Here is a 24,804-nt window from a genome sequence, read left to right as displayed (position 1 = left end):
GGTTACGCCGGGAGCTGGGCCTCGATCGCGGCGATGACCTCGGGGGCCTCGGGCTCGGTGCGCGGGCGGAAGCGGGCCACGACCTCGCCGGCGGGGGAGATCAGGAACTTCTCGAAGTTCCACTGGATGTCCCCCGCCTCGCCGTCCGCGTCCGGGGTCTTCACCAGCTCCTGGTACAGCGGGTGCCGGTTCTCACCGTTGACCTCGGACTTCTCCAGCATGGGGAAGGTCACCCCGAAGCCGGCCGCGCAGAACGTCTGGATGTCCTCGGCGGTGCCGGGCTCCTGCCCGCCGAACTGGTTGCAGGGGACTCCGATGACGGTGAAGCCCTTCTCCTGGTACGCGAACTGCAGCCGGGCCAGCCCGGAGTACTGCGGGGTGAGCCCGCACTGCGAGGCCGTGTTCACCAGCAGGATCGCCTTGCCCTTGTAGGCCGCCAGGCTGGTGGGCTCGTCGGACAGGGTGGTCAGCGGGATGTCGTACAGGCTCATCGGGCACTCCTTGGCAGGGAAGGGCAACGCCTCCGAGCGTAAAGCCTGACCGGAAACACCCCCCGGCCGCCTGCCCTCTTCCTCAGGTCCCCGTGCCGATCAAGGCGTCCGCAGGATCGTTGACCGGTTGCGGCATGCCCGTGAGGTCCATGACGAACAGCGGTATCCCCAGGTCGTCCGCGCGGCTGCGGGCGTCCTGCGTGTATCCGGCGAGGGAGAAGTAGACGCTGGTGGCGGAGGCGGTCAGCCCGTTCAGCCAGACGCACTCCACCGCCCGCAGCCCGGCCGGCGCGGTCGTCGGGTCCACCTGGGCGACCAGTCCGGGCGCGCGGAGGTCCACGGCCGCCGAGGGGATGGGCCGCCCGTCGGGCTGCCGTACGTCCTGGAAGCCGAGCCAGCGCAGGTACAGCGCGGCCGTGGCCACCGCGTCCCGGGCCGTACGGATGGTCACCGGCCGGAAGGCGGGCCGCCCGCCCTGAGCGGCCCGCCCGCCGCCCGCCCTCCTCGCAGGCCCCTCACCGCGCACGGCGGGCGGGAGGGGTACCTCGACGAGGCCGGTCCCCGGCGTCTGCGTCCCCGCTCCGGCTCCGGGCCCCACGGGCTGCGCCGGCTCGACGGGGTCCGCCGGGTCCACCGGGTGCACCGCGATCCGCACCACCGTCCCGCACGAGGAGCACCCCAGCTCCGGATGCGGCCACTCGCTCACCCGTGCGCAGGCCGTGCACCGCACCGCCACCCACGCGTCCGACCAGGTGCGGTGCGTCAGCGGGAGGGGTGGCGCCGCCAGGTCCAGCGGGGGGACGACCGGGGTTCCACAGGCGCACGGGAACACCGGCGTCACGTAGCCGTTCTCGCGCAGGCACGCCGGGCAGCGCACCGGTACCGCTTCCGCCATGAGAGCCGAACCCCCTCCGTCGCTGTGCGTGTGCCCATGGTCCACCACCTGCCACCGTCGGCGCGAGCGCGTCCTCCACATTGCGCCGGTAATCCGCCGCGGACCGGTCGTTCGTACAACTCGACCCCGCGAGAAGCGGCTTTTGGTGGGTTCCGGGGTGACCCGACGCCTTGACGTGTGGGGACCGGCCGCTTAGCTTGTTCCGTATAGCAGAACAAAACTTCCGGATTGTGGAAACAATCGGAAACAGCCTGACCGCCAGACCGCAGGAGAACTCGATGCCTCGTATGACAGCCGCCGCCGCTGCAGTGGAGATCCTCAAGCGCGAGGGTGTCGATCAAGCGTTCGGCGTGCCCGGCGCTGCGATCAACCCGTTCTACCGCGAGCTCAAGAACGTGGGGGGCATCAAGCACACCCTCGCCCGCCACGTCGAGGGCGCCTCGCACATGGCGGAGGGGTACACCCGCACGGCTCCCGGCAACATCGGCCTCTGCATCGGCACCTCCGGCCCGGCCGGCACCGACATGATCACCGGCCTGTACTCGGCGATCGCCGACTCGATCCCGATCCTGTGCATCACCGGCCAGGCGCCGGTCTCCAAGCTGCACAAGGAAGACTTCCAGGCCGTCGACATCGCCTCGATCGCCAAGCCGGTCACCAAGAAGGCCACCACCGTCCTGGAGGCCGCGCAGGTCCCGGGCGTGTTCCAGGAGGCCTTCTACCTGATGCGCTCCGGCCGTCCCGGCCCGGTCCTCATCGACCTGCCGATCGACGTCCAGCTGACCGAGATCGAGTTCGACCCCGACCTGTACGAGCCGCTGCCCGTGCACAAGCCGGCCGCCACCCGCAAGCAGGCCGAGAAGGCCATCGAGTTCCTGCTCGCCTCCGAGCGCCCGCTGATCGTCGCCGGCGGCGGCATCATCAACGCCGACGCCTCCGACCTGCTGGTCGAGTTCGCCGAGCTGGTCGGCGTCCCGGTCATCTCCACCCTGATGGGCTGGGGCGTCATCCCCGACGACCACGAGCTCGCCGCCGGCATGGTCGGTGTCCAGACCTCGCACCGCTACGGCAACGCGACCTTCCTGGAGTCGGACTTCGTCCTGGGCATCGGCAACCGCTGGGCCAACCGCCACACCGGTTACAACCTGGACGCCTACCTCGGCGACCGCAAGTTCGTCCACGTCGACATCGAACCCACCCAGATCGGCAAGATCTTCGCCCCGGACCTCGGCATCGTCTCCGACGCCAAGGCCGCCCTGACGATCTTCATCGAGGTCGCCAAGGAGCTCAAGGCCGAGGGCAAGCTGCCGGACTACAGCGCCTGGGTCGCCTCGCACCTGGAGCGCAAGGGCTCGCTGCAGCGCCGGACGCACTTCGACGACATCCCGATGAAGCCGCAGCGCGTCTACGAGGAGATGAACAAGGCCTTCGGCCCGGAGACGCGCTACGTCACCACCATCGGCCTGTCCCAGATCGCCGGCGCCCAGATGCTGCACGTCTTCAAGCCGCGCCACTGGATCAACTGCGGCCAGGCCGGCCCGCTGGGCTGGACCATCCCGGCCGCGATCGGTGTCGCCACCGCCGACCCGGAGAACCCGGTCGTCGCCCTCTCCGGCGACTACGACTTCCAGTTCATGCTGGAGGAGCTGGCGGTCGGTGCGCAGCACAAGGTCCCGTACGTCCACGTCCTCGTCAACAACGCGTACCTGGGCCTGATCCGCCAGGCGCAGGGCGGCCTCGGCATCAACTTCGAGGTCAACCTGGAGTTCGAGAACATCAACACCCCGGAGATCGGCGTCTACGGCGTCGACCACGTGAAGGTCGTCGAGGGCCTCGGCTGCAAGGCGATCCGCGTGACCGACCCGAACGAGCTGGGCGCCGCCTTCGAGGAGGCCAAGAAGCTGGCCGCCGAGTACAGCGTCCCGGTCGTCGTCGAGGCGATCCTGGAGCGCGTCACCAACATCTCGATGAGCAAGACGGTCGACATGAGCGACGTCACCGAGTTCGAGGAGCTCGCGACCGAGCCGGGCCACGCCCCGACCGCGATCCGTCCGATCTCGGCCTGACCGCCGCCCGACCGCCGCCTGGTCCCGGCCCGTCTCGGCCTGATCCCCGAGCCGGCCGGCCCGCACGACGAACGGCCCCCGTCCCTCCGCGAGGAGGGGCGGGGGCCTTCGTGCGGCGGGGGCTCAGCCCCGGGTCAGGCCGCCGATCAGCACCTCGATGCCGAGGGCGAGCCGGGCCGCCGCCGGACCGCCGGCCAACTCGGCGGTGCTCGCCGCCAGATGCGGGTAGCGGGCCGGGTCCAGCCCGGCCAGCCGCTCCTCGATGGAGACCGCGGCGTGACGGTGCTCCAGGGCGGCCTGAAGGGCGTCGCGGCCGCCGCCCGCCGGGGGAGCGGCGACGGAGACCTCGTAGGTGACCGCGCCGACGTACAGGGCGATCAGATCGCAGCCCCAGGCGGCCCGTTGGCGCGCCACGCCACCGGCGAGCAGCAGGCCGAGGATGCGGTCGAAGAGGCCGAGCCAGGCGGGGGTGGCGGGGATGGCGCCGAGGGAGACCCGCCCGATGCCGGGGTAGGCGTTGAGGGCGTGGACCACGTCGGTGACGAGCGCGGCCAACCGGGAACTCCAGTCCCCGGGAGGGTCGGCGGGCAGCTCCGGCAGCGGCACGGTCGCGATCACCGCGTCGTGCATCAGGCGCAGCAGCTCCTCGCGTTGTGAGACGTAGACGTACAGGGACGCGGGGCCGGTGTCGAGTTCGGCGGCCACCTTGCGCATGGTGACGGCGTCCAGGCCCTCGCGTCGCAGTACGCGCAAGCCGGCTTCGACCACGGCCCGTTCGCTGAGCGGGGGCTTGGCGGGGCGGGCGCGGGTGCTCTTGCGCCGGGGCGGTGTCTCCATGGCGACAGGCTAGCAGTTGACAGCGAACGCCGTTCGTTGCGAACGTTGTTCGTGACGAACGGTGTTCGTCAACTTTGCCCGATGTCCCTGTCTTGACCGCTTTCTGCCCTGCCCACGCCTCGGGAGCCCCGCCATGTCCGTCCTGCCACCGCCACCCCAACAGCGCCCACAGCCGCACGCGCAGCCTCCGCCTCCGCCTCCGCCTCCGTATTTGCCGTCCTCCCGGTGGGCGGTGCTCTGCGTCGTGCTCCTCGCAGAGGTCATGGACCTCCTGGACGCCACCATCACGGGTGTCGCCGCCCCTGTCATCGCCGCCGACCTCGGCGGCGGCCGGGGGGTGGCCCAGTGGCTGCAGGCCGGCTACACCCTGCCCTTCGCCGCCCTGCTGATCACCGCCGGACGGCTGGGGGACCGGTTCGGGCGGCGGCGGCTCTTCCTCGTCGGCGCCGCCGGATTCACCGCGGCCTCGGCGCTGTGCGCCCTGGCCGGCGGCCCGGGCGCGCTGATCGCTGCCAGGGCGCTCCAGGGCGCCTTCGGCGCGCTGCTGCTGCCCCAGGGCTTCGGCATCATCAAGGAGACCTTCCCCGAAGCGGAACTGGGCAGGGCCTTCGGCCTGTTCGGCCCCGTCATGGGGCTGTGCGCGGTCGGCGGGCCGGTGCTGGGCGGGCTGCTGGCCGGCACCGACCTGTTCGGCACCGGCTGGCGCCTGGTGTTCCTGGTGAACCTGCCCCTCGGCCTGGCCGCGGTGGCCGGTGCCGCCCGCTGGATCCCGCGCGGGAAGCCCGATCCCGGGCTGCGGCTCGACATACCGAGCATGCTGCTGGCGGGTGCGGCCTCCGCGGCCGTGGTGTTCCCGCTCGTGCAGGGGCCGGAACTGGGCTGGCCCGTCTGGTCGCTCGTCCTGGCGGCCGCGGGGCCCGCCGGGTTCCTGCTCTTCGGGCGGCTCCAGCGGCGGCGCCCCTCCCCGCTGGTGGAACCGAGCCTGCTGGCCAACCGGGCCTACACCGGCGGCATGTGGGTAGCCCTGGTCTTCTACGCCTCGTTCACCGGGCTGATGCTGGTGCTCTCCCTCTTCCTCCAGGGCCCGCTCGGGCTCTCGCCGCAGGGAGCGGGATACTCCGTCGCCCCCATGGCTCTCGGCATCGCCCTGTCGGCCGGCCCGGCCGGTTCGCTCGCCCGGCGGCACGGTCGGGTGGTGATCCAGAGCGGGATCGTCCTGACCGCCCTCGGCCTCGTGCTGCTCGCCGCCTCGGCCGACGCCGCGATGGACGGCTGGCGGCTGGTGCCGGGCACCCTCGTCACCGGTCTCGGCATGGGCCTGGTCATCCCGCCGCTGTTCGACGTCATCCTGGCGGGGGTCGCAGAAGCGGAGGTGGGCTCGGCCTCCGGAGTTCTGGACGCCGTGCAGCAGCTGGCCGGCGCCCTGGGGGTGGCCCTGCTGGTCACGGTCTGGACGGCCTTCACCGACCACGGCGCCACGGCCGCCACCGCCCTGTCCGCCACGGCCCTGACGACCCTGGTCCTCCTGGCCGCCGCCCTCGCCCTCTCCGCACGCCTTCCGCGCCACGCCCGCGCATGAGGACCTGCCCATGACGACCCGCGCATGACGACCCGCGCATGACGGCCCGCGCACGACGCCACGCGCGCGCATGACAAAGCGCCGAGTCACGGGACCGTCCGTGACTCGGCGCTTTGGGTGTGACCGCCCGACGGTGCGAGGCTGGCGCGACAGGACGTTCGCACCGCCGGGCGGAGTCGTGTGCCTCTCGTACAGGGGACTCTGTGCGCGACCCCGGTACGAGAGGAGTGGCTGGGACCGTGGCGGGCGGCGACGAGAACCCCGGCATCGTCTCCCTCAGGTCAAGAGACGGGTCGGAGAACCCATTACCACCGCACTGGCTCGACGCCCACCACGGTCCTCGTCCCGCCCCCACTGCGAACCACCCCTCATCCGGGTCCGCAGTAGGGGCTGAGCACCCGGAGCCTGACCTCCCGCCAGGCTCCCGGCGCAGCTTGTGCGGCTCAGCCCTCGCGCAGGGCGCGGACGGCCTCCTCGACGCGCTTGCCGTAGTCGGCGTCCGCGGCGTGGAAGTGAGCCAGGTTCTTCTCGATGACGTCTTCGAGGGTGACCTGCGAGAGGCCGCCTGCGATGTTCGCCACCAGGCGCTGCTTCTCGGCCTCCGACATCAGGCGGTAGAGCTCACCGGCCTGGAAGAAGTCGTCGTCCTTGGTGTGCGCCGGGGCCGCGTGGGTGCCCGTGTAGCCGGAGACGGCTTTCGGGGCGCCCAGCGCCAGGCCGGTCTCGGCCGGGCCCTGGTACGAGTTGGGCTCGTAGTTCTTGTCGTGACGCGAGCCGTTGCGCAGCGCCATGACACCGTCGCGGCCGTAGTTGTCGGCCTTCGTCGCCTTCGGGGCGTTGACCGGCAGCTGGGTGTGGTTCACACCGAGGCGGTAGCGCTGGGCGTCGGCGTACGCGAACAGGCGGCCCTGGAGCATCTTGTCCGGCGAGGCGGTGATGCCCGGGACGAAGTTGTTCGGGGAGAAGGCGGACTGCTCGACCTCGGCGAAGACGTTGTCCGGGTTGCGGTCGAGGACCAGGCGGCCCACGCGCTGCAGCGGGTAGTCGGCGTGCGGCCACACCTTGGTGAGGTCGAACGGGTTGAAGCGGTAGTCCGCGGCCTCGGCGGCCGGCATGATCTGGACGTAGAGGGTCCAGCTCGGGTTCACGCCGCGCTCGATCGCCTGGAGCAGGTCGGTCTGGTGTGAGTTGGCGTCCTTGCCGACCAGCTCTGCGGCCTGGTCGGAGGACAGGCAGCGGATGCCCTGGTTCGTCTTGAAGTGGTACTTGACGAAGAAGGCCTCGCCCTGCTCGTTGGTCCACTGGTAGGTGTGGGAGCCGTAGCCGTTCATGTGGCGGTACGACGCCGGTATGCCGCGGTCGCCCATCAGCCAGGTGATCTGGTGCGTCGCCTCGGGGGCGTGCGCCCAGAAGTCCCAGACGTTGTCCGGCTCCTGCTTGCCCGTGAACGGGTCGCGCTTCTGGGAGTGGATGAAGTCGGGGAACTTGATCGGGTCCTTGATGAAGAACACCGGGGTGTTGTTGCCGACGAGGTCGTAGTTGCCCTCTTCGGTGTAGAACTTCAGCGCGAAGCCGCGCGGGTCGCGGACCGCGTCCGCGCCGCCCAGCGAGTCGGCGACGGTGGAGAAGCGCAGGAAGGTCTCGGTCTTCTTGCCGACCGTGTTCAGGAAGGCGGCACTGGTGTACGCGGTGACGTCGTCGGTCACCTCGAAGTAGCCGTACGCGGCCGAACCGCGGGCGTGCACCACACGCTCCGGGATGCGCTCACGGTTGAAGCGGGCAAGCTTCTCCAGGAGCTGCTGGTCCTGGATCAGGAGCGGGCCACCGACGCCGGCGGTGGCGGAGTTCTGATTGTCGGCGACCGGGGCGCCGGACTCGGTCGTCAGCGTGCGCTTCGACATGGTGACCTTCCGTACGGGTAACTGCCGACGGAAAGTGTCTTCCGTCATGCGGAACAACCTAGTTCGAGGCTGAACTCAACGTCAACAGTTTGTTGAAGAAAGATGGAGAGAGGGTAATCCGGACGGCGCCGGCGCTTGGGCGCGACAGGACAGGTGTCAGCACCGGCGCCATCCGGAAACTCAAGTCCCCTTGCGGGGAGTTCCCCTGGCGGGAACAGGTCCCCTCAGTGGGGAGGGGACGGGAGGGGCGGACCCGGGATCAGATCTGGGCGCCGGACAGGCGTTCGACCGCCCGCAGCAGGGCCGAGTGGTCCAGGCCGCCGTCACCCTGGGCGCGCAGCGAGGCGACCAGCTGGGCGACGACCGCGCCGACCGGGAGGGCCGCACCGACGTTGCGGGCGGCGTCGGTGACGATGCCCATGTCCTTGTGGTGCAGGTCGATCCGGAAACCGGGCTTGAAGTCGCGGTTCAGGAAGTTGTCCTTCTTGCGGGTCAGGACCGTGGAGCCGGCCAGGCCGCCGTTGAGGACGTCCAGGGCGGCCTGGAGGTTCACGCCGGACTTCTCAAGGAAGACCACGGCCTCGGCGCACGCCTGGATGTTCACCGCGACGATCAGCTGGTTGGCGGCCTTCACCGTCTGGCCCGAGCCGTGTGGACCGCACAGGACGATGGTCTTGCCGAGCGTCTCAAGGATCGGGAGGGCCGCGTCGAAGTCGGCCTGCTCGCCACCCACCATGATCGACAGGACGGCCTCGATGGCGCCGGCCTCGCCGCCGGACACCGGGGCGTCGATGACGCGGATGCCCTTCTCGGCGGCGTTCTTCGCCAGGTCGATCGAGGTCTGCGGGGTGATCGACGACATGTCGATGATCAGCGCGCCGGACTTCGCGTTCTCCAGGATGCCCTCGGGGCCGTAGTTGATGGCCTCGACCTGCGGGGAGGCGGGCACCATCGTGATGACGACGTCGGCGTCCTTGACGGCCTCGGCGATCGAGCCGGCGGCGGTGCCGCCGGCGGCGGCCAGGCGGTCCAGCTTGTCCTGCTCCAGGGTGAAGCCGGTGACCGGGTAGCCGGCCTTGATGAGGTTCTCGGACATGGGGGAGCCCATGATTCCGAGGCCGATCCAGGCGATCTTGGGGAGGGTGCTCATGATGAGGGTCCTTCTCTTAATGCTTTGTACGAAAAGTGCGGGGGGTGCCTGGCTGATCGCCTGGACTTGTTCCGCCTATCGGGCGGCGCGGGCCTCGGCCGGCAGCCATTCGAAGGACGCGGCGGCGTCGGCCGCCTTGTACTCCAGGCCTACGTAGCCCTGGTATCCGGCCTTCTTCAGCTGGTCGAGCAGGTCCTCAAGAGGCAGCTCACCGGTGCCGGGGGCACCGCGTCCCGGCTTGTCCGCGATCTGGACGTGGCCGGTCTTGGCGGCGTACTTTTCGATGACCTCGGAGAGGTCCTCATCGTTCATCGCCAGGTGGTACAGGTCGAGCAGGAACTTGGCGTTGCCGAGGCCGGTGGCCTCGTTCACCTTGTCCACGACCTCGATGCCGGCCGGGGCGCTCACCAGCGGGTAGAGCGGCGACTCGGGCTTGTTGAGGGTCTCGATCAGGAGGATCGCGCCGACGCGGTCCGCCGCCCGGGCGGCCACGACCAGGTTCTTGAGCGCGAGCTCGTCCTGGACGGCGGGGTCCACACCCTCGACGCGGTTGCCGTAGAGGGCGTTCAGCGCCTTGCAGCCGACCGAGGCCGCGAAATCGGCGGCCACGTTGATGTTGGCGTTGAAGCGCTCCGACTCCTCACCGGGAACCGACACCGCACCGCGGTCCGGGCCCGGCAGTTGGCCGGCGTAGAAGTTCAGGCCGACCAGCTGGGTGCCGGCGTCCTCAAGAGCCTTCTTGAGGGCGTCGAGCTCCTCCTGGGCGGGGGTGGGGGTCTCGATCCAGGGCCACCACAGCTCGACCGCGGTGAAGCCCGCCGCGGCGGCAGCCGCGGGACGCTCCAGAAGCGGGAGTTCCGTGAAGAGGATCGAAAGGTTCACATCGAAGCGCTGGTCCGTGTATCCCATGAGGGGTGTGCGCTCCTTCCGTATTGCGGAAGTTTGTTTCTGCCTGATGGAAGACTGCAAGCAGGGCGACGCACTTGTCAAGTACGGACTGCCGAAAAATCGTGACCGGGAGGTAGCTTGACCAGCGTGCGATTGAGAGTGGAGTTCACGACCGAGCCCTTCGATCTCGAAGAGGCCCCCGCCCATGCCGTGGCCGCTCGCGAGGTCATCCAGAAGGCGCAGCTGGACGCCGTGGATGTCGGCCCGTTCGGCAACACCGCCGAAGGGGACGTCGGCGAGGTGCTCGGCGCGGTGTCCGCGCTGCTGCGCGACGCGCTGGAAGCCGGAGCCACGCGGGTTTCGCTGCAGGTCAACGTGATCCGGGAGGACACCCCATGACCGAGCCCCGTGATCACCCGTTCGTCGCCGCGGTCAAGCCGCTGGTGGACGCGATGGGCGGCGTGCTGATGGATCCCGCCCTCGCGCAGCCCGACGACGTCGTGCTCGCCTGGGAGGGGCAGGACCTGCTGGCGGTCCGCCTGCCCCAGCTCTCCGACTCGCTGGACCACATCCTGGCGGCCCTGGAGCGCAAGCACGGCGTACCGTTGTCGCAGCTGGACCGGAAGTCCAAGCAGGACGTGGTGCGGATACTGGAGGCGCGGGGCGCCTTCTCCGTACGGCACGGCGTGGAGACGGTGGCGAGCGCACTGGGCGTAAGCCGTTTCACGGTCTACAACTACTTGAACCGGGACTCAAACACTCCCAAAGGCCCCCCAAGAACCACCAAGCGTGATACGGCCTGACCCACGGTGACGAGCCGCCGCCCCATTCATCCGGGCGGCGGCTTTTGTGTACGGGAAGTTTCAACAAAGTGTTGACGCGGTGTTGTCGAGGGCGTTAGCTATGCCCAGCCCGTCAAAGCAACAAGGCCACGGAGGCCTACCGTGACTTCGAGTCCGACCCCGGGTCTCACCCGGTTCAACACCTTGGACGACAGTGCGGCCACGGCCGAGCTGCACGAGGTGTGCGCCAGTTCGGCATGGGGGAGCAAGCTGCTCGCCCAGCGCCCCTTCACCACCGCCGACGCCCTGTTCGCCGCCAGTGACGCCGCCATGGCCGAGCTGACCGCGGCCGACCTGGAAGAGGCGATGGCGGGCCACCCGCCGATCGGCCGGCCGAAGCCCGGCGACCCGACTTCCGCCCGCGAGCAGCGCGGCATGGCCGGGGCCTCCGAGGAGCTCAAGGCTGAACTGCTCGAACTGAACCTGGCGTACCAGGAGAAGTTCGGCCACGTCTTCCTGATCTGCGCCACCGGTGCGACCGGCGAGCAGATGCGGGACGCGGTCAAGGTCCGGATCGAGAACGATGCCGAGGTCGAGCGGGAGATCGCCCGCGGAGAGCTCGTCAAGATCAACCGGATCCGACTGACCCGACTCGTCGAAGGAGAGTGAACAACCATGAGCACTGAGACCACCGCCTCGGTGTCCACGCACATCCTGGACACCAGCATCGGCCGCCCCGCCGAGGGCGTCGCCATCTCGCTGTCGGCCCGCTCGGGCTTCGACGCAGAGTGGAAGGCGCTCGGCGGCTCCGCGACCGACGCCGACGGGCGTTGCAAGGACCTCCCGGCCCTGCCGGAGGGCACCACCCACGTACGCCTCGACTTCGAGACCGAGGCGTACTTCTCCAAGAAGCAAGCCGCCGAGGCGCAGCAGGACGCCCCCCGCGTAAGGGACAGCGGTGCGTTCTTCCCCGAGGTCACGATCACCTTCGCGGTGAACCCGGGCGAGCACTACCACGTACCGCTGCTGCTCAACCCGTTCGGCTACTCCGTTTACCGAGGGAGCTAGCAGACATGCCCACGATTCTCGGCCAGAACCAGTACGGCAAAGCAGAGAACCGCGTCGTCAAGATCACGCGGGACGGCGACACCCACCACATCAAGGACCTGAACGTCTCGGTCGCCCTCTCCGGCGACATGGACGACGTCCACTACTCCGGGTCGAACGCCAACGTCCTGCCGACGGACACCACCAAGAACACGGTGTACGCCTTCGCCAAGGAATACGGCATCGAGTCCGCCGAGCAGTTCGGCATCCACCTGGCGCGCTGGTTCGTCACCAGCCAGGAGCCGATCAAGCGGGCGCGCATCCGGATCGAGGAGTACGCCTGGGACCGGATCGCCACCTCGGACGCCAACTCCAAGTTCATCGGCTCCGACGAGGTGAACCACTCCTTCGTCCGCAAGGGCATGGAGACCCGCGTCACCCAGATCACGTACGACGGTGAGAAGTGGGAGGTCATCTCCGGCCTCAAGGACCTCATCGTCATGAACTCCACGAACTCCGAGTTCTGGGGTTACGTGAAGGACAAGTACACGACCCTGCAGGAGGCGTACGACCGCATCCTGGCCACCCAGGTGTCGGGCCGCTGGCGCTTCAACTGGTCGGACGACGAGCAGCGGATGCCCAACTGGGAGAAGTCCTACGCCGAGACCAAGAAGCACATGCTCCAGGCCTTCGCGGAGACCTACTCCCTCTCGCTGCAGCAGACCCTGTACCAGATGGGTTCGCGCATCATCAACCACCGTTCGGAGATCGACGAGGTCCGCTTCTCGCTCCCGAACAAGCACCACTTCCTCGTCGACCTGGAGCCCTTCGGCCTCAAGAACGACAACGAGGTCTACTTCGCCGCGGACCGCCCGTACGGTCTGATCGAGGCCACGGTCCTGCGGGACGGCGTTGACGCCCGCATCCCCGTGGACATGACCAACCTCTGATGCGGCAGGCGCGTCCCGGGGCTCCGCAGTGGCCCCGGGACGGCGCACGCCCCCCACGCGACACACCTGCAACTTCGTGAATCGGCACCCGGACGCAACACACGGGGCGGCAGTACCGTCAGCTGTCCAGGCCCCCGGCTCCGGCACTCAAATCCCCTGGGTTTTGCCGTGCCCGCACCGCCACTGAAAGCACGAGGAAGTCCCATGGCAGCATCGGCAGCCCGTGACAGCGCCGTAGAGCGCATCGTCATCGAAAACTGTGCGATTGCGACCGTCGACGCGAACGACACCGAGTACGCCTCGGGCTACGTGGTCGTCGCCGGCAACAAGATCGAGTCGATCGGCGCGGGCAAGGCCCCCGAGAACCTCGACAATGTGGTCCGCCGCATCGACGGCACGGGTCACCTCGTCACCCCGGGTCTGGTCAACACCCACCACCACTTCTACCAGTGGATCACGCGCGGTCTGGCCACCGACCACAACCTCTTCAACTGGCTCGTCGCGCTGTACCCGACGTGGGCGCGGATCGACGAGCAGATGGCGTACACGGCCGCCCAGGGCTCCCTGGCGATGATGGCCAAGGGCGGCGTCACCACCGCCATGGACCACCACTACGTCTTCCCCAAGGGCTCCGGCGACCTCTCCGGCGCGATCATCCGCGCCGCCTCCGAAATGGGCGTCCGCTTCACCCTCGCCCGCGGCTCCATGGACCGCAGCGTGAAGGACGGCGGCCTGCCGCCGGACCACGCCGTCGAGACCCTCGAAGGCGCGCTCGCCGACACCGAGGCGACCGTCAAGAAGCACCACGACTACTCCTTCGACGCGATGACCCAGGTCGCCGTCGCCCCGTGCTCCCCCTTCTCGGTCTCTACCGAACTGCTGAAGCAGGGCGCCGAACTGGCCCGCCGACTGGGTGTGCGCATGCACACGCACGGCTCGGAGACGGTCGAGGAAGAGCAGTTCTGCAAGGAGCTGTTCGGCATGGGCCCGACCGACTACTTCGAGTCGACCGGCTGGCTCGGCGAGGACGTGTGGATGGCGCACAGCGTCCACATGAACGACTCCGACATCGCCGCGTTCGCCCGGACCAAGACCGGCGTCGCGCACTGCCCGTCCTCCAACGCCCGTCTGGCCGCCGGCATCGCCCGCGTCCCGGACATGCTCGCCGCCGGTGTCCCGGTCGGCCTCGGCGTGGACGGCACCGCCTCCAACGAGTCCGGTGAGCTGCACACCGAGCTGCGCAACGCGCTGCTGATCAACCGCCTCAACCCGGTGCACCGCGAGCGCGCCCTCAACGCGCGTCAGGCCCTGCGCCTGGGCACGTACGGCGGCGCCCAGGTGCTCGGCCGCGCCTCGCAGATCGGCTCCCTGGAGGTCGGCAAGCTGGCCGACCTGGTGATGTGGAACCTGGGCACGCTGGCCCACTCCTCCATCGCCGACCCGGTGACCGCGCTGGTCTTCGGTGCGGCCGCCCCGGTGACCCTGTCGCTGGTCAACGGCAAGCAGATCGTCGAGGACAACCGACTGCTCTTCGCCGACGAGGACGCCATCGCGGTGTCCACACGGGAAGAGGCCCAGCGCCTCGCGCGCATCACCGCGCAGGGCTGATCTCCCCCGGCTGCGGCCGGGAGGTTCTGCAGATGTCCGGCCGGGGGGGACGGCCCCCGGCCGGAGGCCGCGGACCCGAGCGGGGTCCGCGGCAGCCGTTCCCGGGAAGCGCCTGAGGGACTTCCGAGGGCGCCCCCGGGGGCGGTGACTCGTGCCACTGCTCTCCCCTGGCGGAACACGACTCGGGCGAATCGTTTCCGCATGCCCTGAACCCCGTGACCCCCGCACCACCCACAACTGAACACCGTCTCGACTCGCAGAGCTTTCGCACCACCTCCATGACACCCACGTCGCTGCCGACGTGTTTAACCGACCGGAGGAAGCCGTGGCACCCACGCCCAGGTTTCGCAAAGACGCAGTCGCAGTACCGGAGGAGAAGCACCCGGTCGACGAGACCCTGCCTCCGCTGAAGATGTTCACGAGCGGGCTCCAGCACGTGGCCGCCATGTACGCGGGTGTCGTAGCCCCGCCCATGATCGTCGGCCCTGCCGTCGGACTCTCCGCCGGCGAGACCGCCTTCCTGATGGGCGCCTCCCTCTTCACCGCAGGGCTCGCCACCCTCCTCCAGACCCTCGGCTTCTGGAAGATCGGCGCCAAACTCCCCTTCGTCAACGGCGTCTCGTTCGCCGGCGTGACCCCGATGATCGCCATAGGCAAGGGCCAGGGGGACCACGCCGTCCCCGTCATCTTCGGCGCCATCATCGTGGCCGGGGTCATCGGCTTCTTCGCGGCCCCCTACTTCGGCAAACTGGTCCGCTTCTTCCCGCCCGTCGTCACCGGTACGGTCATCACCTTGATCGGCGTCTCCCTGCTGCCGGTGGCCTTCAACTGGTCCCAGGGCGGCAACCGCACCGCCACCGACTACGGCTCGATGAAGAACATCGGCATGGCCGCCGCCACCCTCGTGATCGTCCTGCTAATGCGCAAGTTCCTGCGCGGCTTCCTCCAGCAGATCGCCATCCTGCTCGGCCTGGTCGCCGGCACGCTCCTGGCGATACCGCTCGGCATGACCAGCTTCGACGCCGTCAAGAACGCCTCCGTGGTGGGCTTCCCGACCCCCTTCCACTTCGGCGCCCCGCAGTTCCAGGTCGCCGCCATCCTCTCGATGTGCATCGTCATGCTGGTCTGCATGACGGAGTCCACCGCCGACATCCTGGCCCTCGGCAAGATCGTCGGCCGCCCGGCGGACGCCCGCACCATCGAGGGCGGCCTGCGCGCCGACACCCTCGGCAGCGCGCTCAGCCCGCTGTTCAACGGGTTCATGTGCAGCGCCTTCGCGCAGAACATCGGCCTGGTGGCGATGACCAAGGTGCGCAGCCGGTTCGTCGTGGCCGCGGGCGGGGTCATCCTGATCGTGCTGGGCCTGTGCCCGATGGCGGCCTCGGTCATCGGAGTGGTCCCGCTGCCGGTCCTCGGCGGCGCCGGGATCGTGCTGTTCGGCTCGGTGGCGGCCAGCGGGATCCAGACCCTGGCCGGCGCGGCCATGGAGAAGGGCGAGAACGCCCTCATCGTGGCCGCCTCCGTGGGCATCGGCCTGATCCCGATCGCCGCGCCCGACTTCTACCACGCCTTCCCCGAGGACCTGCTGGTCGTCCTGGACTCGGGCATCAGCACCGGCTGCGTGGTGGCCATCGTGCTGAACCTGGCCTTCAACCACCTGGGTGCCAGGCGTTCCGCGAACGCCGAGCCCCTCCCGGAACCGCTGCCGGTGCACTAGCGCCGTACGGCCGTACGGTACGGCGGCGCGCACGCCACCCACTGCGGGCGTGGCGTGCGCACCGCCGTGCCGGCGTCAGCGGTAGTCGTCGGGGTGGCCCTGCATCCAGGCGTTGATCTTGTCGCGGGTGCCGATCAGCGAAGTCTGGTGCTCCTTGAGGTTCTCGAAGGACCGGTCGCCGCCGAGCTCCCCGTCGAGCTTCTCGATCAGTTCGATCGGCTCGGGGAAGTGGCCGGGCCCCTTCGGGTCCGCCTTCATGGCGCGGTCCATGCGGTGGAGTTCGTCGTAGACCCGCCCGAGGAAGTACGCACAGTTGCCCGGGGTGCACGATTCGCCCAGGGTCGCCTGGAGCCCGGCGAAGGCGTCGCGCACCTTCTCGGCCGGTCTCGAAGCGGGCGCCGAGGGGGGAGCGGGCGTGCCCGCCGGCGAGCCGGCCCCGCCGGTGGTCCCGGCCGCACCTCCGGCCGGCGCGCCGGCCTTCGGGGCCGTGCCGGTTGCGCCGCAGGAGACGCTGAGCGCGGCCAAGGCCACGGCCACCACGGCCGCGCCCCGTACTGAAGACCTGAACATGGCACTCCCCGTGATCGTCGAATCAGCCGACCCTACAGGCCGGAACGGACAGGATCGGAACGGGAGTTCCTAGGGCCGGGGCGGTTGCCACAGCATGAGGCTGCTCATCAGCTCGGCCTGTTCGACGGCGTCGTCGAGGGCGTGGTGGGTGTGGGGGCGGCGGGAGAGGAGCTCCCTCGGCATCCGGCCCTTGACCGCGGCCCGCAGCGGGACGCCCGCCTTCCTCGCGTACAGCGTCTTCATGTCCAGGCAGCCGGAGTGCCCGAAGGGGCTCTCGCCGCCGAACCGCATGAGGTACCAGTACAGGAACGTCCAGTCGAAGGAGGCGGCCAGTCCGCTGATCGCGAGCGCCTCCGGCACGTACGGGTCGCTGATCGGACACAACTCGCGGTAGAAGGTGTCCCGTTCCGGATCGGCGGCCGTATACGAGGGCCCGTCCTGCCGGCCGGCGACGGCGGCGCCGAAGCTGATCACCGAGTACGGGCCGGGGATGGGGCCGCCGGCCTCGACGTCGACGGAGAGGTAGAGGCTCGGGCGTGCGGTACGGGCTGCCATGCACCGGAGCATGCCGGCCCGCACCGCCGTCGATCACCTGGTTGTAAGCGGGGGGCTCACGAGGCGGGGGAGAGGTACATCCCGCTCTGGTCCGCTCCCGCCGTGTTCTTGCAGCCGACGTTGGCGGTGGCGGGCTGGGCCACCGCCAGGGCCAGGCAGCGGCCGGCGGCGAGCTGGCCGAAGTGGTTCGGGTGCATGGACTCCTGGACGAGGCCCTGCGTCTCGCTGCTGTCGATCCAGCGCGCCCACTCGCTCGTCTTCGCCGACGCCGGGACCGCGGAGGTCACCTGCTTGCTCGCGGTGGCGCACACCTCGCGGCCCTGGAGCATGTCCCGCAGGTCCAGGAACTGCACGCCCTTGGCGGCGGCCACCGCCTTGAGGCGGTTCGCGAGCTGCGGGACGAGCGAGTCCCGCGCCCAGTCGGAATCCTTGTTCCAGAAGGGGCATCCGCCGGTGTTGAGCCGGCTCCAGTCGCTCTGGGTGTAGCGGTTCTCGACGCCGCGCGGTATGGGCGAGGGGTAGGACTGCAGGACGATCCGGTACGAGGAGTCTGCGTACCCGGCGCCCCGCATCACGGCCCGGATCTCGTCGACGGACTTGCCGACACCGGCCATGACCCCGTCGATCTTCTGGTCGACGTCGTACTGCTGGTCGTCGTAGCAGTAGGAGTTCCAGAGCACGAAGTCGTACGCGCACTCCTTGATGATGTCGGCGAAGCCGAGGTCGTTCCCGCCGATGGACAGGGCGATGACCTTGACGTTGTCGGCTGCGGCCACGGCGGCGAGCTGATCGGCCTGCGGGGCCTCGCCCTTGAAGGCCACGCCGCCGTTGGATGCGCGGAACACGTTCGCGGAGACCGCCCCGGAGCAGGCCAGGTTCACGGCGACGTCGGCGATCGCCCCGGCGCTCTTGACCTCGGCGGAGTCGGACCGGTGGCAGCCGCCCGCGGTGCTGCCGTACACCCTGGCGGGATCGTAGGTGCTCCCGCTGACCCAGGCCCGGTCGGTGCCGTTCCTGCTGCCCGTGTTGGTGAGGCTGTTGCCCTTCCAGCGGCCGGCCTCGCCGGAGATGTAGCTGTCGCCCATGGACACCACGGCGGTGGGCCCGCTGCCGGGCCCGGCCACGGCGGTCCCGGCGCCGCCGACCAGCGCGCTGACGGCGAGCGGCACGACCATCCCGACTCCGGCGAGTCGTCGCACACGACGGGCGGCCCGGTTCTTGCTGGCGTTGCGGAATCCGATCACGACGGAACTCCTGCGTTCGGCCATGCCGAAAATCCGGACAAGTCCGGTACATGGCTGGGTAAGTGGGGGAGGACCGCCGGCCGGTGGCACCGGAAAGGTGACACGGCGCACGTTGTTACCGCTAGGTAGCCGCAGATTACGATGACGTAACGCCCGACCATTCGTTCGGGAGTTGTGGTGCGCGCACAGCTCCGCCCCCGTGCCGGAGGGCAGCGGGGGCGGAGCCGTGGTGAGGGGTTTTCGGCTGCTGTGCGAGGTCAGCCGAAGGCGGGGCGGGGCGTCAGCCGACGAGCTGGTCGTAGGCCGGGAGGGTCAGGAAGTCCGCGTAGTCCGCGTCCAGGGAGACCTGGAGGAAGAGGTCGTGGGCCTGCTGCCACTTGCCGGCGGTGAAGGCCTCCTCGCCGATCTCGGCGCGGATCGCGGCCAGTTCCTCCGCCGCGATCGTGCGGGTCAGCTCGGCGGTGGCCCGCACGCCGTTCTCGAAGACGACACCGGCGTTGATCCACTGCCAGACCTGCGAACGGGAGATCTCGGCCGTGGCCGCGTCCTCCATCAGGCCGAAGATACCGACGGCGCCCAGACCGCGCAGCCAGGCCTCGATGTAGCGGATGCCGACCTGCACCGCGTTGCGCAGGCCCTCGTACGTGGGCCTGGCGTCCAGCGAGTCGATCGCGATCAGCTCGCCGGGAGCCACCGAGACGTCCTCGCGCAGGCGGTCCTTCTGGTTCGGCTTGTCGCCGAGGACCGCGTCGAAGGAGGCCATCGCGATCGGGACCAGGTCGGGGTGTGCGACCCAGGAGCCGTCGAAGCCGTCACCGGCCTCGCGGTCCTTGTCGGCCCGGACCTTCTCGAACGCGATCCGGTTGACCTCGGCGTCCTTGCGGGACGGGATGAAGGCCGCCATGCCGCCGATGGCGTGGGCGCCGCGCTTGTGGCAGGTGCGCACCAGGAGTTCGGTGTACGCCCGCATGAACGGGGCCGTCATCGTCACCGCGTTGCGGTCCGGGAGGACGAACTTCTCCCCGCCGTCGCGGAAGTTCTTCACGATGGAGAAGAGGTAGTCCCAGCGGCCCGCGTTCAGGCCCGCCGCGTGGTCGCGCAGCTCGTAGAGGATCTCCTCCATCTCGCACGCCGCAGTGATCGTCTCGATCAGGACGGTCGCGCGGACCGTGCCCTGCGGGATGCCGACGTAGTCCTGGGCGAAGACGAAGATCTCGTTCCAGAGGCGGGCCTCCAGGTGCGACTCCGTCTTCGGCAGGTAGAAGTACGGGCCCTTGCCGAGGTCGATCAGGCGCTTGGCGTTGTGGAAGAAGTACAGGCCGAAGTCCACCAGGGCGCCCGGCACCGCGCGGCCGTCCAGCTGCAGGTGACGCTCCTCCAGGTGCCAGCCGCGGGGCCGCATGACCACGGTGGCGAGCTGTTCGGCGGGCCTCAGGGCGTACGTCTTGCCCGTGCGCTCGTCGGTGAAGTCGATGCGGCGCTCGTAGGCGTCGATCAGGTTGAGCTGGCCGAGGACGACGTTCTCCCAGGTGGGGGCCGAGGCGTCCTCGAAGTCGGCGAGCCAGACCTTGGCGCCCGAGTTCAGGGCGTTGATGGTCATCTTGCGGTCCGTCGGGCCGGTGATCTCCACACGGCGGTCGTTCAGCGCGGCCGGGGCCGGCGCGACCTTCCAGTCGCCCTCGCGGACCTGTGCGGTGTCCGGGAGGAAGTCGAGGTGGGAGGTGCGGGCGATCTCGGCGCGGCGCTCGGCGCGGCGGGCGAGGAGCTCGTCGCGGCGGGGGGTGAACCGGCGGTGGAGCTCGGCCACGAAGGCGAGAGCCGCTTCGGTAAGGACCTCGTCCTGGCGGGGCAGGGGTTCGGCGTCGACGATGGCCAGCGATGACGGCGCTGGTGCGGACATGTCTGTCACTCCTTCAGCGGCGGTGCCTGGCGGCCGCGGGGGAATGCTCGCGCGAGACGGCACGCAGTGCCGTCGGGTGTGGAGAGTTCCGGAAACGGTCGCGGGCGCCGTCTGGGGGTTCAGGGCGCTTCTGACCAGTGGATAGTAATTTCCTTATGGTGGAAGTTCAATGGTTTGTTGATGTCGAGATTCTCTGAGTCGACAGATTCCGGATCACCGTGGCCCTCAGTGCCATGGCGGTCACAGGCCGCTCAGGCCCCGGGCCACCGGAGCTCAAGCCAGTCGTGCCAGGTCGGGCGGCGTGTCGATGTCGAAGGCCTCGGCGACGTCCCCGCACTCCACCAGCCTGAGCTCGTCGGCGTGATGTGTCAGGTGGACCCGCGCGCCCTTGTCGCCCTCCGCCGTCGCCGCGATGTCCGCCCACCGGTCCGCGCCGAACAGCACCGGATGGCCCCGCTCCCCGTCGTACGCAGCCGCCACGAGGCTCGCGGGGGAGCGGTACGCCTCCAGCACCCGGGCCACCGCGGCGGTCCCGATGCCCGGTTGGTCCACCAGCGAGACGAGTGCCGCGCCGGCTCCCGTGCCGGCCAGCGAGGCGAGGCCGACCCGCAGGGAGGAGCCCATGCCCTGCGCCCAGTCCGGGTTGTCCACGAGCACGCAGCCGGCCAGGTCCGCCCGCTCGCGGACCTCCGCGGCCGCGGCGCCGAGCACCACGTGGACGGGGTCGCAGCCCGCCTCGCGGAGCACCCGGACCGCGTTCTCGATCAGGGGGCGGCCGCGGTAGGGGAGCAGGGCCTTGGGGCGGCCGCCGAGGCGCCGGCCGCCGCCGGCCGCGAGGAGCAGGCCCGCGATCACGGGGCGAGCGGAGTGGTCTGCGCCGTGGTCCTGGCCGTGGTCTGCACGGTGGTCTGCGCTGTGGTCTCTGGTGGCTGACATGACAGCGATTCTCGCCCCTGCGCCGCGCCGCGGGGCCTGCGTGCCAGAACCCGCCGGACGGCGGCCAGCGCGGCCCCGATCGGCAGCGGCTGGGCGATCCGGTTCTCGGCGGCGGCCACCAGGGCTCGTTCGTGTCGGTCGGTCAGCGGGGTCGACATCGCGGAACTCCTTGCCAATCAGGGGCCAATACCGCGAGTCTGGTCCCCGATTGGCCTGATCGGCAGAGCCAATCAGGGGAGGTTGGCATGGCAAACGGGCGAGTGGTCCAGACGGCGGACAGGACGATCGGGAGCCGCCAGCTCGCGGCGCTGCTGCCCGCCGACGTGCTGGCCCGCCCCGGCTACCGGGCCCTGGCCGACGCCGTCCGGACCCTGATCCTCGACGGCCGGATCGCCCTGCACGTACGCCTGCCCGCCGAACGTGAGCTCGCCGAGGCGGTCGGTGCCAGCCGGGCCACCGTCACCGGGGCCTACGACCTGCTGCGCGAGAGCGGCTACGTCCGCAGCCGGCGCGGCTCCGGCACCTGGACCGAACTCCCCGACGGCCACGGCCCGGTCGGCGCCCACCTGCTGGTGGGCGCCGGCGGCTACCGGGCCGACGGAGACCCCGGCATCGACCTCGCGATCGCCGCCATGGGAGCCCCGGACCAGGCCCTGACCGAAGCCCTCGCCTGGGCGGCGCCCCGGCTGCCCGGCCTCGCCCACAGCCCCGGCTACCACCCCTTCGGCCTGCCCGACCTGCGCACCGCCATAGCCGAGCGGTTCAGCCGGCGCGGGCTCGCGACGCGGCCCGAGCAGATCCTCGTCACCGCCGGGGCCCAGCAGGCCTTCGCCCTGGTGGTGGGCCTGCTCTGCGGCGCCGGGGACCGGGTGGTCACCGAGAACCCCACGTACGCCAACGCCCTGGACGCCCTGCGGCACGCACGGCTGCGCACCGGCTCGATCGCGGTGTCCGATGCGGGCTGGGACATGGAGATCGCCGAGAGCACCCTGCGCCAGACCGTGCCGAGGCTGGCGTACGTGATCCCGGACTTCCACAACCCGACCGGGGCGCTGATGCCCGAGGAGCAGCGGCTGCGGCTGCTGTCGGCGACGCGCCGCACCGGAACCTGGCTGGTGGTCGACGAGACGATCGCCGACATCGCCCTGGACGTGCCGGCTCCGGCCCCGCTGGCCTCGTTGGCCCCCCGGGGCGGGGCGGACCACGTGATCACCATCGGCTCGCTGAGCAAGACGCACTGGGGCGGGCTGCGGGTGGGCTGGGTCCGGGCCACCGCGAAGATGATCAACGAGCTGACGGCGCTCCGGGTCTCCTCGGACATGACCGGCTCGGTCCTCGACCAGTTGGTCGCCCTGCCCCTGCTGGACGGGCTGGAGCGGACGCTGCCCGCCCGGCTCGCGCAGCTGCGGATCCGGCGGGAGGCGCTGGTGCGCTCGCTCCAGCGGCACACCCCGGAGTGGTCCTGGCAGCTCCCGCCGGGCGGGCTCTCGCTCTGGGTGGACCTCGGGGAGCCGGTCAGCTCCGCCCTCGCCGAACGGGCCGGCGCCTGCGGCGTGCACATCGGGCGGGGGGCCCGCTTCGGGGTGGACGCGGGCACCTTCGAGCACCGCATCCGGATCCCGTACACCCTGCCGCCGCAGGACCTGGACGACGGCATACGCCGCCTCGCGGCCGCCTTCCACGACGGGGTCCCGCTGACCCCGGCGGTGGAGCGCCCGCACTGGGTGGCCTGAGCGGCGGTCCGCGCCGCCCAGACCGCTGCCGCCCCGGCCGCTGCCGCGCCGCCCGCCCTACGGGGTGCGGATCAGCCGGCGCGTCGCGGCCGTGGCCACCGCCGCGGTACGGGAGTCGACGCCGAGCTTGGCGTAGACGTGGACCAGGTGGGACTTGACCGTGGCCTGGCTCAGGAACAGCCGCTTCGAGATCTGCTGGTTCGACAGGCCGTCCGCGACCAGCTGGAGCACCTCCAGCTCGCGCTTCGTCAGCGCCGACGCGGGCGTGCGCATACGGTCGATCAGCCGCAGCGCCACTGCCGGGGCCAGCGCCGACTGCCCCGCCGCAGCCGTGCGCACCGCGGCCGCCAGCTCCTCCGGCGGGGCGTCCTTCAGCAGGTACCCCGAGGCGCCCGCCTCGACGGCCGCCAGGATGTCCGCATCGGTGTCGTACGTGGTCAGCACCAGTACGCGGGGAGCCCCCGGGCGGGCCGTGATCAGGGCCGTCGCCGCCGAGCCGTGCATCCCCGCGCCGAACTGGAGGTCCATCAGGACCACGTCCACCGGCTCGGCCGCGGCCAGCTCCACCGCCCGCTCGGCGGTGGCGGCCTCCGCGACCACCGCGAAGTCCGCCTCCGTGTCCAGCACTGCGCGCAGCCCGGCCCGTACCACCGGGTGGTCGTCGGCCAGCAGGAGCCGGATCGTCATGGGGTGGCCTCCAGGGGCAGCGGAAGGGTGACGGCCACGGCGGTGCCCTGGCCCGGTGCGGACTCCACGGTGAACAGCCCGCCGAGGCTCTCGGCCCGCGCCCGCATGGCGGGCAGGCCGAAGCCGCCGTCCCCCGAGGGCGCCGACCGCGGGTGCCTCCCGGCGGTGGCCGGGGGAGGGGCGAAGCCGTCCCCGTCGTCCACCACGTCCAGCGTGACCGAAGCGTCCATGAAGGTCAGGGTGATCTCCGCCCGCCCCGCCCCCGCGTGCCGCACCACATTGGCCAGAGCCGACTGCGCGATCCGCAGCAGCGCGACCTCGTACGGGGTGGGCAGCACCCGCGGGGTGCCGCTCAGGCTGAACCGGACCCGCGGCCCGGGGACGGCCGTGCACAGCCGCTCCAGCGCACCGGCGAGGGAGCCGTGCTCCAGGTCCGGCGGGGTCAGGGCCCGTACGAATCGACGCGCTTCGGCGAGGTTGTCCTGCGCCGCCCCCCGCGCCGCGCTGATGTGCTCCCGTGCGGCCGCGTCCTCGGGCAGGGTGCGCTCCGCAGCCCGCAGCAGCAGCTGGATCGAGGACAGCCCCTGGGCGAGGGTGTCGTGGATCTCCCGGGCCAGCCGCTCCCGCTCCGCGAGGACGCCCGCGCCCCGCTCGGCCGCCGCCAGTTCGGCGCGCGTGGTGATGAGCTCCTCGATCAGCTCGCGGCGCCGCTCGCTCTCCCGGTACAGCGCCTGGTAGCCCAGTACGGTCGCCACCGCCACCGCCCCGCCCAGCAGCGGCCCGAGGAAGGCACCGGGCACCACCGCGCGGCTGTGCGCCAGGAAGCCGCCGATCGCCGCGCAGGCCGTCACGGCGACCGCCGCGACCCCCCAGCGGAGCCGCAGCAGGTGCAGCTCCAGGAAGTACAGCGGGAACGCGATCCACAGCCCGTCGGGGGAGAGGGCGAGCAGCCCCGCCCAGGCCGCGCCGAGCCCTGCCAGCCACACCGCCCCGGCGCGCGCGTCGCGGCGTACCGCAGGGGCCCGTACGCCCGCCAGGTAGACGGCGGCCAGCACGGCGCACGCCGCGGCCACCCACCCGGAGCGGGGCGCGGAATCGGTGACGGCGCGCCCCGCGGCCAGCGCGAGCAGCGCGAACAGCAGCGCGTGCAGGCAGAGGCGCAGGATGCGGGATACGGGCGTGAGGGGGCGCGGAGCGGGGGAATCCGGAAGAGCCATGGCCCGACCAGCGTACGTGCGAGCCCGCGGGCACCGGTCAATCGAAAGTTT

Annotated in this window: 24 protein-coding genes; 10 read left to right on the top strand and 14 right to left on the bottom strand. The window is 70.7% G+C overall.

What is annotated here, in order from left to right; translation table 11 throughout:
• Positions 1–2: 2 nt before the first annotated feature.
• Positions 3–491 carry a glutathione peroxidase gene (locus AC0666_RS19400; protein ID WP_361711533.1) on the bottom strand — a complete coding sequence of 163 codons (489 nt, stop codon included), beginning with the start codon at positions 489–491 and terminating at the stop codon, positions 3–5.
• Between the two features lie 82 nt (positions 492–573).
• Complete coding sequence (locus AC0666_RS19395; protein WP_468968579.1) at positions 574–1,386, bottom strand: hypothetical protein; 813 nt, start codon at positions 1,384–1,386, stop codon at positions 574–576.
• 278 nt (positions 1,387–1,664) lie between these two features.
• Between AC0666_RS19395 and gcl the strand changes: the two genes are divergently transcribed.
• Positions 1,665–3,452: a glyoxylate carboligase gene (gcl, locus tag AC0666_RS19390; RefSeq protein ID WP_468968582.1), complete on the top strand. Its 1,788-nt coding sequence runs from the start codon at positions 1,665–1,667 to the stop codon at positions 3,450–3,452.
• 123 nt (positions 3,453–3,575) lie between these two features.
• Here the strand turns inward: gcl and AC0666_RS19385 are convergent, their stop codons facing one another.
• A complete protein-coding gene (locus AC0666_RS19385) occupies positions 3,576–4,289 on the bottom strand; it encodes a TetR/AcrR family transcriptional regulator (RefSeq protein ID WP_478707988.1) in 714 nt (237 codons plus the stop codon).
• 244 nt (positions 4,290–4,533) lie between these two features.
• Here AC0666_RS19385 and AC0666_RS19380 point away from each other — a divergent pair, with 244 nt between their 5' ends.
• A complete protein-coding gene (locus tag AC0666_RS19380; protein ID WP_478707987.1) occupies positions 4,534–5,868 on the top strand; it encodes an MFS transporter in 1,335 nt (444 codons plus the stop codon).
• A gap of 443 nt (positions 5,869–6,311) precedes the next feature.
• Here the strand turns inward: AC0666_RS19380 and AC0666_RS19375 are convergent, their stop codons facing one another.
• The 3 genes from AC0666_RS19375 to AC0666_RS19365 form a co-directional block, all read right to left on the bottom strand.
• Positions 6,312–7,769 (bottom strand): catalase, encoded by a 1,458-nt coding sequence (locus tag AC0666_RS19375; protein WP_356850791.1) that lies wholly within the window; start codon positions 7,767–7,769, stop codon positions 6,312–6,314.
• 259 nt (positions 7,770–8,028) lie between these two features.
• The gene (locus tag AC0666_RS19370) at positions 8,029–8,919 is read right to left on the bottom strand and encodes a 2-hydroxy-3-oxopropionate reductase (RefSeq protein WP_361711525.1); all 891 of its coding nucleotides are present in this window, start codon (positions 8,917–8,919) and stop codon (positions 8,029–8,031) included.
• Positions 8,920–8,994: 75 nt separating this feature from the next.
• Positions 8,995–9,828: a TIM barrel protein gene (locus tag AC0666_RS19365; RefSeq protein ID WP_361711523.1), complete on the bottom strand. Its 834-nt coding sequence runs from the start codon at positions 9,826–9,828 to the stop codon at positions 8,995–8,997.
• A 126-nt stretch (positions 9,829–9,954) separates the two neighbouring features.
• Between AC0666_RS19365 and AC0666_RS19360 the strand changes: the two genes are divergently transcribed.
• The 7 genes from AC0666_RS19360 (at position 9,955) to AC0666_RS19330 (ending at position 15,911) form a co-directional block, all read left to right on the top strand.
• Complete coding sequence (locus tag AC0666_RS19360) at positions 9,955–10,206, top strand: thiamine-binding protein (protein WP_468968590.1); 252 nt, start codon at positions 9,955–9,957, stop codon at positions 10,204–10,206.
• Positions 10,203–10,610 (top strand): helix-turn-helix domain-containing protein, encoded by a 408-nt coding sequence (locus AC0666_RS19355; RefSeq protein WP_468968592.1) that lies wholly within the window; start codon positions 10,203–10,205, stop codon positions 10,608–10,610. Before AC0666_RS19360 ends, AC0666_RS19355 begins: the two co-directional genes overlap by 4 nt.
• A gap of 141 nt (positions 10,611–10,751) precedes the next feature.
• The gene (gene uraD, locus AC0666_RS19350) at positions 10,752–11,258 is read left to right on the top strand and encodes a 2-oxo-4-hydroxy-4-carboxy-5-ureidoimidazoline decarboxylase (RefSeq protein ID WP_361711518.1); all 507 of its coding nucleotides are present in this window, start codon (positions 10,752–10,754) and stop codon (positions 11,256–11,258) included.
• 6 nt (positions 11,259–11,264) lie between these two features.
• Positions 11,265–11,657, top strand: coding sequence for a hydroxyisourate hydrolase (gene uraH, locus AC0666_RS19345; RefSeq protein WP_361711517.1), 393 nt, complete (start codon positions 11,265–11,267; stop codon positions 11,655–11,657).
• A gap of 5 nt (positions 11,658–11,662) precedes the next feature.
• Positions 11,663–12,586: a factor-independent urate hydroxylase gene (gene pucL, locus AC0666_RS19340; RefSeq protein WP_356850729.1), complete on the top strand. Its 924-nt coding sequence runs from the start codon at positions 11,663–11,665 to the stop codon at positions 12,584–12,586.
• A 204-nt stretch (positions 12,587–12,790) separates the two neighbouring features.
• Positions 12,791–14,194 carry an 8-oxoguanine deaminase gene (locus tag AC0666_RS19335; RefSeq protein ID WP_468968597.1) on the top strand — a complete coding sequence of 468 codons (1,404 nt, stop codon included), beginning with the start codon at positions 12,791–12,793 and terminating at the stop codon, positions 14,192–14,194.
• 325 nt (positions 14,195–14,519) lie between these two features.
• Positions 14,520–15,911: a nucleobase:cation symporter-2 family protein gene (locus AC0666_RS19330; protein WP_468968598.1), complete on the top strand. Its 1,392-nt coding sequence runs from the start codon at positions 14,520–14,522 to the stop codon at positions 15,909–15,911.
• 75 nt (positions 15,912–15,986) lie between these two features.
• Here AC0666_RS19330 and AC0666_RS19325 read toward each other — a convergent pair whose 3' ends face one another.
• The 6 genes from AC0666_RS19325 to AC0666_RS19300 all read right to left on the bottom strand — a co-directional run bounded on the left by AC0666_RS19325 (position 15,987) and on the right by AC0666_RS19300 (position 21,274).
• Complete coding sequence (locus tag AC0666_RS19325) at positions 15,987–16,481, bottom strand: hypothetical protein (RefSeq protein ID WP_468968600.1); 495 nt, start codon at positions 16,479–16,481, stop codon at positions 15,987–15,989.
• A gap of 69 nt (positions 16,482–16,550) precedes the next feature.
• A complete protein-coding gene (locus AC0666_RS19320; protein ID WP_468968602.1) occupies positions 16,551–17,036 on the bottom strand; it encodes a 3'-5' exonuclease family protein in 486 nt (161 codons plus the stop codon).
• Positions 17,037–17,092: 56 nt separating this feature from the next.
• Positions 17,093–18,280, bottom strand: a complete 1,188-nt coding sequence (locus tag AC0666_RS19315; RefSeq protein ID WP_468968605.1) for a GDSL-type esterase/lipase family protein — start codon at positions 18,278–18,280, stop codon at positions 17,093–17,095.
• Between the two features lie 280 nt (positions 18,281–18,560).
• Complete coding sequence (gene aceB, locus AC0666_RS19310) at positions 18,561–20,180, bottom strand: malate synthase A (RefSeq protein WP_478707986.1); 1,620 nt, start codon at positions 20,178–20,180, stop codon at positions 18,561–18,563.
• 273 nt (positions 20,181–20,453) lie between these two features.
• Positions 20,454–21,032, bottom strand: a complete 579-nt coding sequence (locus tag AC0666_RS19305; RefSeq protein ID WP_478707999.1) for a nucleotidyltransferase family protein — start codon at positions 21,030–21,032, stop codon at positions 20,454–20,456.
• On the bottom strand, positions 21,032–21,274 hold the full coding sequence (locus tag AC0666_RS19300) for a hypothetical protein (RefSeq protein WP_478707985.1): 243 nt from the start codon (positions 21,272–21,274) through the stop codon (positions 21,032–21,034). Before AC0666_RS19300 ends, AC0666_RS19305 begins: the two co-directional genes overlap by 1 nt.
• Positions 21,275–21,361: 87 nt before the next feature.
• Between AC0666_RS19300 and yczR the strand changes: the two genes are divergently transcribed.
• The gene (yczR, locus tag AC0666_RS19295; RefSeq protein ID WP_478707984.1) at positions 21,362–22,849 is read left to right on the top strand and encodes a MocR-like transcription factor YczR; all 1,488 of its coding nucleotides are present in this window, start codon (positions 21,362–21,364) and stop codon (positions 22,847–22,849) included.
• Between the two features lie 57 nt (positions 22,850–22,906).
• On the opposite strand, the gene AC0666_RS19290 is transcribed toward yczR, so the two are convergent.
• Positions 22,907–23,536 (bottom strand): response regulator, encoded by a 630-nt coding sequence (locus tag AC0666_RS19290; protein ID WP_468968615.1) that lies wholly within the window; start codon positions 23,534–23,536, stop codon positions 22,907–22,909.
• Positions 23,533–24,753, bottom strand: coding sequence for a sensor histidine kinase (locus AC0666_RS19285; protein ID WP_468968618.1), 1,221 nt, complete (start codon positions 24,751–24,753; stop codon positions 23,533–23,535). Before AC0666_RS19285 ends, AC0666_RS19290 begins: the two co-directional genes overlap by 4 nt.
• Positions 24,754–24,804: the final 51 nt, after the last annotated feature.

This window comes from Streptomyces sp. NPDC043680 (assembly GCF_056436685.1).
This window is presented reverse-complemented; position numbering and strand designations above follow the sequence as displayed.